This is a genomic window from Lysobacter arenosi (assembly GCF_016613475.2).
GTDB lineage: Bacteria > Pseudomonadota > Gammaproteobacteria > Xanthomonadales > Xanthomonadaceae > Lysobacter_J > Lysobacter_J arenosi.
On the sequence record NZ_CP071517.1, the window covers coordinates 1,474,696 to 1,488,343 of the forward strand.

Annotated in this window: 13 protein-coding genes and 2 pseudogenes; 6 read left to right on the forward strand and 9 right to left on the reverse strand. The window is 67.5% G+C overall.

The annotated features are described in order from the left end of the window. Positions 1-7: 7 nt before the first annotated feature. From rimM to ffh, 3 genes are all read right to left on the reverse strand, one after another. The gene (gene rimM / locus HIV01_RS06950) at positions 8-538 is read right to left on the reverse strand and encodes a ribosome maturation factor RimM (protein WP_200605725.1); all 531 of its coding nucleotides are present in this window, start codon (positions 536-538) and stop codon (positions 8-10) included. Positions 539-584: 46 nt separating this feature from the next. After that, a complete protein-coding gene (gene rpsP / locus HIV01_RS06955; protein ID WP_158731452.1) occupies positions 585-842 on the reverse strand; it encodes a 30S ribosomal protein S16 in 258 nt (85 codons plus the stop codon). A gap of 105 nt (positions 843-947) precedes the next feature. Then, complete coding sequence (ffh, locus tag HIV01_RS06960; protein ID WP_207527123.1) at positions 948-2,315, reverse strand: signal recognition particle protein; 1,368 nt, start codon at positions 2,313-2,315, stop codon at positions 948-950. Between the two features lie 102 nt (positions 2,316-2,417). On the opposite strand from ffh, the gene HIV01_RS06965 reads away from it, so the two are divergent. The 6 genes and pseudogenes from HIV01_RS06965 (at position 2,418) to purU (ending at position 9,206) form a co-directional block, all read left to right on the forward strand. Further along, positions 2,418-3,209, forward strand: coding sequence for a cytochrome C assembly family protein (locus HIV01_RS06965; RefSeq protein ID WP_200605728.1), 792 nt, complete (start codon positions 2,418-2,420; stop codon positions 3,207-3,209). An 89-nt stretch (positions 3,210-3,298) separates the two neighbouring features. Beyond that, positions 3,299-3,754 carry a MarR family winged helix-turn-helix transcriptional regulator gene (locus tag HIV01_RS06970; protein WP_200605729.1) on the forward strand — a complete coding sequence of 152 codons (456 nt, stop codon included), beginning with the start codon at positions 3,299-3,301 and terminating at the stop codon, positions 3,752-3,754. Positions 3,755-3,756: 2 nt separating this feature from the next. Further along, positions 3,757-5,301 carry an efflux transporter outer membrane subunit gene (locus HIV01_RS06975; RefSeq protein WP_200605730.1) on the forward strand — a complete coding sequence of 515 codons (1,545 nt, stop codon included), beginning with the start codon at positions 3,757-3,759 and terminating at the stop codon, positions 5,299-5,301. Beyond that, positions 5,298-6,500 carry an HlyD/EmrA/EmrK family protein gene (locus tag HIV01_RS06980; protein WP_200605731.1) on the forward strand — a complete coding sequence of 401 codons (1,203 nt, stop codon included), beginning with the start codon at positions 5,298-5,300 and terminating at the stop codon, positions 6,498-6,500. The genes HIV01_RS06975 and HIV01_RS06980 overlap by 4 nt, the downstream gene beginning before the upstream one ends. Before the next feature lie 106 nt (positions 6,501-6,606). Further along, positions 6,607-8,113 (forward strand): annotated as a pseudogene (locus HIV01_RS06985) (DHA2 family efflux MFS transporter permease subunit). A gap of 238 nt (positions 8,114-8,351) precedes the next feature. Further along, complete coding sequence (gene purU, locus HIV01_RS06990; RefSeq protein WP_200605739.1) at positions 8,352-9,206, forward strand: formyltetrahydrofolate deformylase; 855 nt, start codon at positions 8,352-8,354, stop codon at positions 9,204-9,206. 3 nt (positions 9,207-9,209) lie between these two features. On the opposite strand, the gene HIV01_RS06995 is transcribed toward purU, so the two are convergent. The 6 genes and pseudogenes from HIV01_RS06995 to HIV01_RS07015 all read right to left on the reverse strand — a co-directional run. Then, the gene (locus HIV01_RS06995; protein ID WP_200605740.1) at positions 9,210-9,827 is read right to left on the reverse strand and encodes a phosphatase PAP2 family protein; all 618 of its coding nucleotides are present in this window, start codon (positions 9,825-9,827) and stop codon (positions 9,210-9,212) included. Continuing rightward, complete coding sequence (gene radA, locus HIV01_RS07000; protein WP_200605742.1) at positions 9,824-11,233, reverse strand: DNA repair protein RadA; 1,410 nt, start codon at positions 11,231-11,233, stop codon at positions 9,824-9,826. Before radA ends, HIV01_RS06995 begins: the two co-directional genes overlap by 4 nt. Before the next feature lie 89 nt (positions 11,234-11,322). After that, positions 11,323-11,610 carry a hypothetical protein gene (locus HIV01_RS07005; RefSeq protein ID WP_200605743.1) on the reverse strand — a complete coding sequence of 96 codons (288 nt, stop codon included), beginning with the start codon at positions 11,608-11,610 and terminating at the stop codon, positions 11,323-11,325. 142 nt (positions 11,611-11,752) lie between these two features. Further along, positions 11,753-12,877, reverse strand: a complete 1,125-nt coding sequence (locus HIV01_RS07010) for a DUF885 domain-containing protein (protein WP_342367068.1) — start codon at positions 12,875-12,877, stop codon at positions 11,753-11,755. After that, entirely contained in the window at positions 12,795-13,034 is a 240-nt protein-coding gene (locus HIV01_RS18305) for a hypothetical protein (RefSeq protein WP_425600259.1), read from the reverse strand. Before HIV01_RS18305 ends, HIV01_RS07010 begins: the two co-directional genes overlap by 83 nt. Beyond that, positions 13,027-13,647, reverse strand: a pseudogene (locus HIV01_RS07015) (DUF885 family protein); the annotation flags it as partial. The pseudogene HIV01_RS07015 and the gene HIV01_RS18305, both read right to left, overlap by 8 nt. Position 13,648 lies beyond the last annotated feature (1 nt).

The window sequence follows — 13,648 nt, forward strand, 5'->3', positions numbered from 1 at the left end:
GGTCGAACTAGAACTCAGGGTCCCAGTCGACGGTGACCACGTTGTTCTCGAAATCCACCGACGTGACGTACTGGGGAACCACGAACGGAATCATCCGCTCGCGTTCGTCATCGCGCGCGACCAGCACGTCGTTGGCGCCGGTGGCAAAGATGTGCGAGACCACGCCCAGCGACACGCCGTCGACGGTGACCACGCGCAGCCCTTCCAGGTCGACCCAGTAGTACTCGCCTTCGCTCGGCGGCGGCAGCGCCGAACGCGGAACGTAGATCTCGGTGCCGCGCATCGCCTCGATGGCGTCGCGGTCGATGACATCGGGAAAATTGGCAACGGTGTACTTGCCTTGTTGCTTTCCGCGCACGCCACGCAGCTCGCGCTCGTTGCCCTGCGGGTCGCGCAGGATCCACGGCTGGTAGCTGAAGATTGCAGCGCGCGGCTCGGTCCAGGACTCGAGCTTTGCTTCGCCACGAATGCCAAAGGCGCCGGACACCCTGCCTAGCAGGATGCGGCGCCCTGGGCGCTCCTCGGAGGAGCCAGTCATGCAGGTGCTCTAGGCAGCGGCCGCGCGGTCAGGCGCGGCCGGCAGATCAGGCTGCGGTCGCGGCCTTGGCCGCTTCCTTGTACAGCACGGCGACCTTGTCGGTCAGCTGCGCGCCGTTGCCAACCCAGTGAGCGATGCGCTCGACGTTGAGCTCGACGCGCTTCTCGGCGCCCTGGGCGACCGGGTTGTAGAAGCCGACGCGCTCGATGTTGCGGCCGTCACGGGCGTTGCGGCTGTCGGTGACGATGACGTGGTAGAACGGACGCTTCTTGGCGCCGCCGCGTGCGAGACGAATCTTGACCATGGTTCGGTAGTTCCTGTGTTGCCCAGTCGCCGGAATGGCGAGGTAAGCCAAAAAGTATAAGCCATTGATCCGGGTCAGGAAAGCCCCCGGACTTGTCTGAACGGCTTACCTGAACGGCATGCCGCCGCGGGCGCCCATCATGCCCTTCATGCCCCGCATCAGGCCCTTCATGCCGCCGCCGGACAGCTTGCTCATCATCTTTTCCATCTGCTGGAACTGCTTCATGAGCTTGTTGACGTCGGCCGGGGTCAGGCCGGCGCCCTTGGCGATGCGGGCGCGGCGCGAGCCGTTCAGCAGCGCCGGGTTGCGGCGCTCCTTCTTGGTCATCGAATTGATGATGGCCACCATCCGCGGCACTTCCTTGCCGGTGACCTCGCTCTTCACCGAATCCGGGATCTGGCCCATGCCCGGCAGCTTGTCCATGAGGCCGTGCAGGCCGCCCATGTTCTGCATCTGCTCGAGCTGGTCCTTCATGTCGTTGAGGTCGAACTTCTTGCCCTTGGCGACCTTCTCGGCGAGCTTCTGCGCCTTGTCCTTGTCGACCTGCTGCTCGACCTGTTCGACCAGCGACAGCACGTCGCCCATGTCGAGGATGCGGCTGGCGATGCGGTCCGGGTGGAACACGTCGAGGCCGTCGGGCTTCTCGCCGGTGCCGATGAACTTGATCGGGCGCTGGGTGATGTAGCGCACCGACAGCGCGGCGCCGCCACGGGCGTCACCATCGGTCTTGGTCAGCACCACGCCGGTCAGCGGCAGCGCTTCACCGAAATGCTTGGCGGTGACCGCGGCGTCCTGGCCGGTCATCGAGTCGACCACGAACAGCGTTTCCACCGGCTTGACCGCGGCGTGCAGCGCCTTGATCTCGGCCATCATCGCTTCGTCGATGCTGGTGCGGCCGGCGGTGTCGACCAGCAGCACGTCGACGTAGGACTTGCGCGCATCGTCGATGGCGGCCTTGACGATCGCCTCGGGCTTCTGGTCGGCGCTCGACGGGAAGAACAGCACGTCGACCTGCTGCGCCAGCGTCTTGAGCTGCTCGATCGCGGCCGGACGGTAGACGTCGGCCGACACCACCATCACCTTCTTCTTGCGCTTTTCCTTCAGGTGCTTGGCGAGCTTGGCCACCGTGGTGGTCTTGCCCGCGCCCTGCAGGCCGGCCATCAGGATCACGGCCGGTGCCGGCACGTTGAGGTTGAGGTCGGACGCGGCCGAGCCCATCACCGCCGACATTTCGTCGCGGACGATCTTGATCAGCGCCTGGCCCGGGGTCAGCGACTTGAGCACTTCCTGGCCGACCGCGCGCACCTTGATGCGCTCGATCAGGGCCTGCACCACCGGCAGGGCCACGTCGGCCTCGAGCAGGGCGATGCGGACTTCGCGCAGCGACTCGCGGATGTTCTCCTCGGTCAGCCGGCCACGGCCGCGAAGGCGCTCGATGGTGCCGGAGAGACGTTGGGTCAGGGATTCGAACATGCGGGGGATACCTGCGGGTCGCGCGGACGCGGGATGGATCAAAGCGGGGCGCGAAGTATAGCTCTGCTGCGGTTCGTCTCGCGGCTATGCGACACTGCGGCGATGACAATCGTTCTCATCGCCATCGCCCTGTACCTGCTGGCCACCGTCCTGCTCGTCACCGGGGTGCGCCAGCAACCGCCGCGACAGTCGCGCGTGTGGCTGTTGCCGGCCGTGGCCGGCGTGCTGCTGCATGCCCTCGCCCACCTGATTGCGTGGCACCAGGCCGGCGGCGCCGACCTGCACTTCTATGCGGCGCTGTCGCTGGTCGGGCTGGGCATGGCCGCGCTGACCGCCCTGGTCGGCGCAGGCGGGCGCATGGCCGCGCTGGGCGTGATCGTGTTCCCGCTGGCCGCACTGACCCTGTTCGGCTACCAGCACCACGGCCACATCATTGCCGAGCGCCTGGACTGGCGCCTGCAGCTGCACGCGTGGTTCGCCCTGCTCGCCTACGCGACGCTGGCTATCGCCGCACTGCTGGCGGTGATGCTGTGGCTGCAGGAACGCGCGCTGCGCCGGCGCGAGTTCCACCAGTGGCTGCGCGCCCTGCCGCCGCTGGTGGAGCTGGAGACGCTGCTGTTCCGCACGATCGCGGTGGGCTTCGTCCTGCTCACGGCGACCCTGCTGACCGGCGTGTTGTTCGTCGAGAGCCTGTTTGCCCAGCACCTGGTCCACAAGACCGTCCTGAGCGTGCTGTCCTGGCTCGTCTTCGGCGGCCTGCTGCTGGGCCGCTGGCGTTACGGCTGGCGTGGCGGCACCGCCGTGCGCTGGACCCTGACGGCCATGGCGCTGCTGGTCCTGGCCTTCTTCGGCAGCAAGTTCGTCCTCGAGCTGGTCCTCGGCCGCCCCGCCTGAACCCTGTTCAGCTGGCGCAACCCGGCGTTCCATTGCTGAAACAATATTTGCATTGACAACTATTGCGCGGGCGAACAAAATTTCGCCCCATGAAAACGCTACCCATCGCCGCCTGCAGCGGTTCGACCCTCGGACTGCTGTTCAGGCAGGTCCGCGACGCCATGTGGGGACGGATGGAGTACGAGCTGGCAAACGCCGGCCATGAGCTGACTTTCAGCCAGTACATCACCCTCAAGCTGCTGTCCTTCGGCCCCGCCGGCGTTACCGACCTGGCCCGCGCCGCCGAGCTCAACCCAGGCGCGATGACGCGCCTGCTCGACAAGCTCGAAGCGCGCGGCATCGTCGCGCGCGTGGCCGACCCGGCCGACCGCCGCGGCATCAACATCAACCTGACCGAAGCCGGCCAGGCCATGTGGCTCGACGTCAACCAGTGCGGCCAGCGCGTTCGCGAACGCGCCATGGACGGCATGGACGATGCCCAGCGCGAACTGCTGATGCGGATGCTCGAGCAAGTCCGCGACAACCTTTCCCTTTCCGACACCTGACCATGACTCCCACTGCACTGCGCCCGCATCGCGGGCTGAAGCCCGTGCTCGCCGCACTGGCCGTTGCCGTCCTCGTCGCCGGCTGCGCGAGTTCGCGCGGTCTCGCGCCGGAAGGTAAGCCGCTCGATGCCGACAGCCTGCAGGCGCAACGCAGCCTGTCCGGTGCCGCTGCGTCCGATGCCGCCTTCCCGGCACAGGACTGGTGGACATCGCTCGGCGATGCCCAGCTCAATGCACTGATCGCCGAAGCACTGGCCGGCACGCCGAACCTGGATGCCGCCGATGCGCGCGTGCGCCAGGCCATCGCCCAGGCCGGCCTTGCCGATGCCGCGCGCAAGCCCACCGTCGGCGCCGCGGCGCAGTATTCGGGCGTGCAGTTGCCGGAGACGCTCGCGCCGCCGCCGATTGGTGGCAGCTACCAGGGCGTCGGCATCCTCAACCTCAGCTTCAGCTACACCTTCGACCTGTGGGGCGGTGAGCGCGCACGCTGGCAGGCCGCCGTCGGCCAGGCGCGTGCAGCGGAAGTCGATGCACAAGCCGCGCGCCTGACGCTGTCGTCCGGCATCGCCCGCACCTATGTCGCACTGGCACAGGCGTTCGCCGCGCATGATGTCGCGCTCGCCGATCATGAGCGCGCGTCGGAACTGCTGGACCTGGGTCGCCAGCGTGTCGCCGCCGGCCTCGACAACCAGTTGCAGATCCGCCAGGCCGAGAGCGCCGTGGCCAGTGCGCAGCAGCAGATCCAGGCCAGCGAGCACGAGATCGAAGTCGCCCGCAATGCGCTGGCTGCCCTGCTGGGCAAGGGGCCCGATCGCGGCCGCGACATCGCCCAGCCGGGCCTGCTTGCTGCCGCCTCGCCGAACGTGCCGTCGGTAGTGCCGAGTGAACTGTTGGGCCACCGTCCCGACGTAGTGGCCGCGCGCTGGCGAGTGGAAGCGTCGCAACAGGGCATCAAGGCCAGCAAGGCGGCGTTCTACCCGACCGTCAACCTGGTCGCGATCGCCGGCGTAGCCGCCGGCAACCTCGGCGACCTGTTCTCCAGCGATGCCCTGATCTATGGCGGCGGCCCTGCCCTGACCTTGCCGATCTTCGACGGCGGCCGCCTGCGCAACCAGCTTGCCCGCAGCGATGCCGATTACGACCTCGCCGTGGCCAGCTACAACCAGACCCTGGTCGGCGCGCTGCGCGAAGTCGCCGATGCATTGCATGCGGCGCGCTCGCTCGATGGCCAGATCGTCTCGGCCACGCAGGCGCGTGACGCCGCGCAGGACGCGTGGAAGATCGCCACCGCGCGCTATCGCGCAGGCCTGGGCACGCAGCTCGACGTGCTGGCCGCGCAGCGTCCGCTGCTGGAAGCCGACCGCATCCTGACCGTGCTTCGCGCCCAGCGCCTGGCCGCCTCGATCGATCTCGACCGCGCCCTCGGCGGCGGTCTTGCACTGAACGCTCCCGGCTCCGACACCGCCTCCAATAACGCTGCCCCTAATAACGCTGCTCCTGATAGCGCTGCTCCTAATAACGATTTCGCCAAGGCCCCCACGCCATGACCACCGAACCCAATCCCAACGCCCCCAACGCCAAGGCCGGTGCCGAGCCCAAGTCCAACGGCAAGCGCAAGCGCGCGTTGCTGATCCTGCTCGCCGTGCTCGTGCTGGCCGGTCTGTCGTGGACCACCTGGTACCTGCTGGTCGCACGCTGGCATGAAGACACCGACGACGCGTACGCGCAGGGCAACGTCGTCAGCATCGTGCCGCAGACCATAGGCACCGTCGTCGGCATCGACGCCGACGATGGCATGAAGGTGGTCGCCGGCCAGGCCTTGGTGCACCTGGATCCGAACGATGCGCGCGTCGCCTTCGACCAGTCAGTCGCGAATCTCGCCAACACCGTTCGTCAGGTGCGCGGCCTGTACAGCGCGGTCGATGCGGGCGCCGCCGACCTCGCCGCACGCCAGGCCTCGGTTGACCGCGCACGCGCCGACCTCAAGCGTCGCGAAGGCCTGGTTGGCAACGGTGCGGTGTCGGCCGAAGAGCTGGCCCACGCCCGCAACGAACTGGCCGTGCTCGAAGCCGGCCTGCGCTCGATCAACGGCAACCTGTCGCGCAATCGCGCCCTGGTCGATTCGACCACGGTGAGCAGCCAGCCGCAGGTCGAAGCGGCTGCCTCGCAGCTGCGCCAGGCCTACCTCAATCTGCAGCGCACCGCGATCGTCGCGCCGGTGTCGGGCTATGTGGCCAAGCGCCAGGTGCAGCTCGGCCAGCGCGTGCAGCCGGGTACGACGCTGATGACGATCGTGCCGCTGGAACAGATCTGGGTCGAAGCCAACTTCAAGGAAACCCAGCTCTCGCGCATGCGCATCGGCCAGCCGGTCAAGGTGCATGCCGACCTGTACGGCAGCGGCGTCGAGTACGACGGCAAGGTCACCAGCCTCGGCATGGGCACCGGCAGCGCGTTCTCGCTGCTGCCGGCGCAGAACGCCAGCGGCAACTGGATCAAGATCGTGCAGCGCGTGCCGGTGCGTATCGAGATCGAACCGCGCCAGCTGGCCGAGCACCCGCTGCGCCTGGGCCTGAGCATGCATGTCGACGTCACCGTGCGCGACCAGAACGGCGCGGTCCTCGCCGACGCGCGCAAGGGCGGCAAGACGCTGTTCACGACTGCGGCCTACGACGAGCAGCTCAACGACGCCAACGCCCTGATCGGCAAGATCATCAAGCAGAACCTGCCGACCGCGGTTCGCAACTGAGCGGACTGAGCACGCCATGTCCACCATTGCGCAGCAGGAAGAAAACGCCGGCTTGCCGGTAACGCCGCCGCCCGCCACCGCGGCGGCGGCCTTCCGTCCACCCAACATGGCGTTGACGACGATTGGCCTGGCGCTGGCGTCGTTCATGCAGGTGCTCGACACCACGATCGCCAACGTCTCACTGCCGACCATCTCCGGCAACCTCGGCGCCAGCGCCAACCAGGCGACGTGGGTGATCACGTCGTTTGCGGTCAGCAACGCCATCGCGCTGCCGCTGACCGGTTTCATGACGCGCCGCTTCGGCGAGCGCACGTTGTTCACCTGGGCCACGCTGGCGTTCGTGATCGCATCCTTGCTGTGCGGCCTGGCCAACAGCATGGGCCTGCTGGTCGCGGCGCGTGCGCTGCAGGGTTTCGTCGCCGGCCCGATGTACCCGGTGACGCAGGCGCTGCTGATCTCGATCTATCCACCGCACAAACGCGGCCAGGCCATCGCGTTGCTTGCGATGGTGACCGTGGTCGCGCCGATCGCGGGTCCAATTCTTGGCGGCTGGATCACCGACAACTACAGCTGGGAATGGATCTTCTTCATCAACATTCCCATCGGCATCTTCTCGAGTGTAGTGGTTGGCCGCCAGCTCAAGGGTCGGCCGGAGCGGCACGAGAAGCCGAAGATGGACTACATGGGCCTGGCGATGCTGGTGCTCGGCGTCGGCGCGCTGCAGATCATGCTCGACCTGGGCAACGACGAAGACTGGTTCAACTCCACCAAGATCGTCTGGCTGGCGATTGTCGCGGCGGTCGCGCTGGTCGTGTTCGTGATCTGGGAGCTGACCGAGAAGGACCCCATCGTCAACCTGCGCCTGTTCCGCCACCGCAACTTCGCCAGCGGCACGCTGGCGATGGTGATGGCCTACTCGGCGTTCTTCAGCGTCGGCCTGCTGGTGCCGCTGTGGTTGCAGCGCAACCTTGGCTACACGCCGATCTGGGCCGGTTATGCCAGCGCGCCGATCGGCATCCTGCCGGTGTTGCTGACGCCGTTGGTCGGAAAGTACGCGCCGAAGTTCGATCTGCGCATCCTCGCCACGTTCGCCTTCATCGTGATGGCCGGCACCAGCTTCATACGCGCCGGATTCAACCTCGACGTGAACTTCGAACGGGTCGCCGAGGTGCAGCTGTGGCAGGGCCTGGGCGTGGCGCTGTTCTTCATGCCGGTGTTGACGATCCTGCTGTCGGACCTGGAGCCGCACGAGATCGCCGCCGGCTCCGGCCTGGCCACCTTCGTGCGCACGCTGGGCGGCAGCTTCGCCGCCTCGCTGACGACCTGGGCCTGGAACCAGCGAAGTACCGTGCACCACGCGCGCCTGACCGAAAGCATCAGTGCCTATGATCCGGCGATGCAGCAGACGGTGACGGCGCTGGGCCAGGGCGATCCACAGCGCGGGGCAGTGGCGTTGAACCAGATGATCTCGCAACAGGCGGTGCAGATCGGCTTCAACGAGATCTTCCACCTGCTGGGAATCCTGTTCCCTGGTGGTGATCATATTCGTGTGGTTCGCCAAGCCGCCGTTCGCGGCGAAGATCGGCGGCGGGGCTGCGGCTGGCGGGCACTGACGCCGCCGCGCATCAAGCCGGAGGGGTGGACCGACACCCCTCTCACCGTTCGTCCTGAGCGTAGCCGCGCAGCGGCGAAGTCGAAGGAAGCGTAGGCGCAGCCGAAGTCGAAGGAAGCGCAGGCCACCCTTCGACTCCGCTTCGCTACGCTCAGGGCGAACGGAGTCCGGGAGCGGGGTTGCCCGCAAAGCAACGCAAAACGCGTTGTATACCGCGTAGCCCCCCTCGCGGCCCCCCAATGCCCTCCCACTACGTCCTCACCCTCTCCTGCCCCGACCGCCCCGGCATCGTCAACGCCGTGACCGGGCACCTGCTGCGCTTTGAAGGCAACATCCTCGACGCACAGCAGTACAACGACCTGGAAACCGATCGCTTCTTCATGCGCACGGTGTTTGCGCTGGAGTCCGGCGCGATCGACGCGCTGCGCGACACCTTCGCGACCCTGGCCGACGGCTTCGGCATGCGCTGGTCGCTGCGCGACCGTGACGTGCCGCGGCGGGTGATGCTGCTGGCCTCCAAGTTCGACCACTGCCTGGCCGACGTGCTGTACCGCTGGCGGATCGGCGAGCTGCCGATGGACATCACCGGCGTGGTCTCCAACCACCCTCGCGAAACCTACCAGTACCTCGGACTGGACGGCATCCCGTTCCACTACCTGCCGGTCACCAAGGGTCGCAAGCAGGAGCAGGAAGCGCAGCTGCTGGCCCTGATCGAGAGCACCGGCACCGAACTGGTCGTGCTGGCGCGCTACATGCAGGTGCTGTCGGAATCACTGGCGACGCGACTGGCCGGACGCTGCATCAACATCCACCACTCGTTCCTGCCCGGCTTCAAGGGCGCGCGCCCGTACCATGCCGCGCACGCACGCGGGGTCAAGCTGATCGGCGCGACCGCGCACTTCATCACCGCCGACCTCGACGAAGGCCCGATCATCGAGCAGGACACGCAGCGGGTCAGCCATCACGACACGCCGCAGGACCTGATCCGCATCGGCCGCGACATCGAACGCCGCGTGCTGGCGCAGGCACTGCGCTACTGGCTGGACGATCGCATCCTGCTCAACGGGCACCGCACGGTGGTGTTCGCGGTGTAGGGTTCAGGGCCAGCGCGTCAGCACGCCGAAGGCGACGCCAAGCAGCGCACCGGCGACCACTTCCTGCCACGTATGGCGGGCCATGCGCAGGCGCGACCAGGCCAGCAGCGGCAGCAGGCACAGCGCCACCACGCCTGCAACGGGCATGAGCGCGGTCAATGCGACGCCGGCGAACGCCAGGCTGGCCATGTGCAGCGAAAGCTTGATCCAGCGGTTGAGGACCGCAGCCGTGGCGAGCATCGCGCCGATGATCGCGATGCCGCGCGCCATCGGCGAAGCCGTGCCGCCCATCCACCACCAGCAGGCGGCGACCAGCACCAGCAGCAGCGCGTACAGCACCGGTCGCTCCTGGCGCCGAGATGCATCTACCGTCGACCAGCGCCCGCTGCGCTTGCGCCACAGCACGAACGCCCACGTCACCGCGACCATTGCCGCGACCACGGTTGCGGTACGCAGCAAGCCACCAGGATCCAGCCGCCACGCCGCCAGCAAGGCCAGCGCCGTCAGTACAACGAAGGGATGCAGCAGGATCGACAGCCACCGCGCCAGCGAAGCGGCACGGGTCGGCAACGGCTGCGTGACCGCTGTGGCGTTCTCGCCTGGCGGTCCGCCCGGATTCATACCGCCGACGCGAGCGCGTCCGCCAGCCGTTCCACCGCGATCACTTCCATATCGCCGACGCGCCCGCTCTTGGGGGCGTTCGACTTGGGCACGATTGCGCGCTTGAAGCCGTGCGTGGCCGCTTCCTTCAGGCGTTCTTCGCCGTTGGGCACCGGCCGGATCTCGCCGGACAGGCCGACCTCGCCGAAGGCCACCGTCTGATCGGGCAGCGGCCGGTCGCGCAGCGACGACAGCACGGCCAGCAGTACCGGCAGGTCGGCCGCGGTCTCCTGCACACGGATGCCGCCGACGACGTTGACGAACACATCCTGGTCGCCGACACCGACACCGCCGTGGCGGTGCAGCACCGCCAGCAGCATCGCCAGGCGATTGCCTTCCATGCCGACCGCAACGCGGCGCGGATTGGACAGCGGCGAGGCATCCACCAGCGCCTGCACTTCCACCAGCAACGGTCGCGTGCCTTCGCGCGTGACCATCACGCAACTGCCCGGCTGCGGGCTGTGGCTGCCTGACAGGAAAATCGCCGACGGGTTGGGCACTTCGCGCAGGCCCTTGTCGCCCATCACGAACACGCCCAGCTCATTGACCGCGCCGAAGCGGTTCTTGAAGGCGCGCAGCACGCGGAAGCGGCTGCCGCTCTCGCCTTCGAAATACAGCACCGCATCGACCATGTGCTCGAGCACGCGCGGGCCGGCGATGCCGCCCTCCTTGGTGACGTGGCCGACCAGGAACACCGCGGTTCCGGTTTCCTTGGCGTAACGCACCAGCCGCGCGGCGCTCTCGCGCACCTGGCTGACCGAGCCGGGCGCGGCGCTGAGCTCCTCGGTCCACAAGGTCTGTATCGAGTCGGCGATGATCAGGGCCGGCCGCATTTTGGCCGCGTGTTCGAGCACGCGCTCGACCCCGGTCTCGGCCAGCGCGTGCACGCCATCGACCGGCACGCCCAGGCGCGCGGCGCGGCCGGCGATCTGTGCCAGCGACTCTTCGCCGGTGACGTAAAGACCAGGCAGGCTCCCGGCCATCTTGCTGATGGCCTGCAACAGCAGGGTCGATTTGCCAATGCCCGGGTCACCGCCGACCAGCACCACCGAGCCGTGCACGAGGCCGCCGCCGAGCACCCGGTCGAATTCGCCGATGCCGGTGCTGACGCGGTCTTCCTCGCTATGGCGAACTTCGCTCAGCGCGGTGACCGCGGGCGCGTCGGCGCGCCCGGCCCAGCTGCTGCGGCGGCTTGCGGCGACGCTGGCGCCGGCCTTGGCCGCCGGTTCGACGACGAACTCGCTCAGCGTGTTCCAGCCGCCGCACTCGCCGCACTGCCCCTGCCATTTGGTGAAATCCGCGCCGCATTCGGAGCAGACGTAGGCGGTGCGGGATTTGGAGGCGGATTTTGCAGCGGGCTTGGGCATGAGCGGCGACGCGAGGGAGTTATGCCGCCCACTCTACGGGGCGGCGTCGCGTCAGGCGAGACTGGCCCTTGCTGCGTGCCGGTTTCGGGCTAGGCCGCGAACCGCAGGTGGTACTCCGGGTAGAACGCGCTCAGCTCCTGCTGAGGCGCGCCCAGCAGGCCACCAACATCGCCCTGCGGCACGATGCTGTAGCCGCGCGCGTCGATGTCCTTGGCGATGCCCTGCCAGTCCAGGCGCGGCGCGGCCATCTCGCTGTCGAGCGTCCAGCCGAAGCTGACCTCGCCCAGGACCGCCATCTCGTCATCGGGCAACGGCGCGCCGCTGGGCGCCACTACATAGCCGTCGTCCTTCCCCACCACGAAAACATCCATCCGCATGGTCAACACCTTGTCGACGCCTCTTCCGGAAAAACAGGCGGCATGGTGGCGAGCGCATGAGTAAAGATTCGTGAAATCCAGATTTCGGGTTGATGAAACGTTCAGATGAAACGTTCATTCGCCGGCAACGTTCAGAGCCTGCTCAGCTGCTCGCGGCGACGGTAGCGACCCACTCGTCCACCGCCTTCTCCAGCACCGACAGCGGCAGCGCGCCGTTGCCCAGGACCAGGTCGTGGAAGGCGCGTATGTCGAAGCGCTTGCCGAGCCGCTTCTGTGCCCGCTGGCGCAGCTCGACCATCTTCAGGTGCCCCATCTTGTAAGAGCTGGCCTGGCCCGGCTGGACCAGGTAGCGGTAGACCTCGATGCGCACCTCGGCCTCGGTCATGCCGGTTTTGGCCTGCATGTAGTCGATGGCCCGCTCTGGCGTCCAGCGCTTGCGGTGCAGCCCGGTGTCCACCACCAGCCGCACCGAACGGAACATCTCGGCGCGCAGGCGCCCCAGGTCGCCCCAGGGATCGTCCTTGTAGAGGCCCATCTCCGCTGCCAGCTGCTCGGCATACAGCGCCCAGCCTTCGCTGAAAGCGCTGGGATTGAGGCTGCGGCGCAACAGCGGCAAACCGGTCAGGGTCTGACCGAGCGAAATCTGGAAGTGATGCCCCGGCGAACCTTCGTGATAGGTCAGCGTCGGCAGGCTGAAGCGCGTATTGGCGGCCATGTCGCCGAGATTGATGAAGAACACGCCCGGCCGCGAGCCGTCCATGGCCGGCGGCGAGTAGTAGCCACCCGGTGCGGTTGCTTGCGCCTGCACCGGCACCGTGCGCACTTCCAGCCGCTGCGTCGGCACGCGGCCGAAATACTCGGGTATGCGCGGTTGCAGCTTGTCGAGCGACCGCTGGATGTCGGCGACCAGTTCGGCCCGCCCGGCGTCGGAGTCGGCGTAGAGGAAGCGCGGGTCCTTGTTCAGCGCCTGCATGCGCTCACCCACGGTCCCCTCGCGCAGTCCCTGGCGCACCAGCAAGGCATCCACCTCCTTGTCGATTCTTGCGACTTCCTGCAGCCCGATGCGGTGGATCGCGTCGGCGTCCAGGTCGGTGCTGGTGTTCCAGCGCAGCGCTGCGTCGTAGAAGGCCTTGCCATCCGGAAGTGCCCACACGCCGCGATTGCCCGACCGCGTCGCGATCACTTCATCCAGGCGCCAGCAGGCGGGCGTAGGCCGGATTGGTCTGCTCGCCGACGGCGCTGGCGGCTTGCGCCAGCAACGCCTCACGTTGCGCCGGTGCGATCGAGGCGACCTTGCCGAGTTTGCGCCGCAGCGACTGCACAAACACGCTGTCGGCCGGTGCAGGTTTCAGCAATGCGCGGATCTGCGTTGCCGCGCCTTCCAGTGCGACCTGCGGCGGCACCACGCCCTGCCGGGCCTGCATGTCGAAGTTCGCGCGCACCTTGGTCGAGCTTGGTCGCCGCCGCGCCGAGGCGCGCAATGTAGTTGCGGGCGCTGGTCTCGCCGGTGACCGCGTGGTTGTTGTCGAGGAACTGCGGCAACGTCACCGGGATGCTGAAGAGCTGGTCGACGGCGTAAGTGGTCGCGCCCACGGGCAACCATGCCGGTGCCCAGTCGAAGCGCATCAGGTCGATCTGCGTGGTGTAGAACCACGTGGCCAGGTCGTAGTTCCAGCGCTCCTGCCCGACCAGCTTGCTGCGATCCCAGGCGCGGATCGCATCGAGGTTGGCCTGCATCTCGGCGCGGCGTTCCTCGCGATTTGGCAGCGAGACATCGGTCAGCTTTGCCGACAGGTCGATGCCATCACCGGAAATGCCGAGCAGGCTGCGCAACTCGGGATCATGGACGATCGCACCCTGCGTCTGCGCATCGAGCAGTGCATGCAGCGTGGCCGGTTGGCTTGTCTCGTTGGCGGCGAGGCCGCCTTGCGCGGCCAAGCCTGCGATGAGCAGGGCAGACTTCAACAGATTGCGGTGCATCGATGCTCCAGTTGCCATGCGTCCAGAAAAATTGAAGAGCGCGTACTTCGCCGGCATT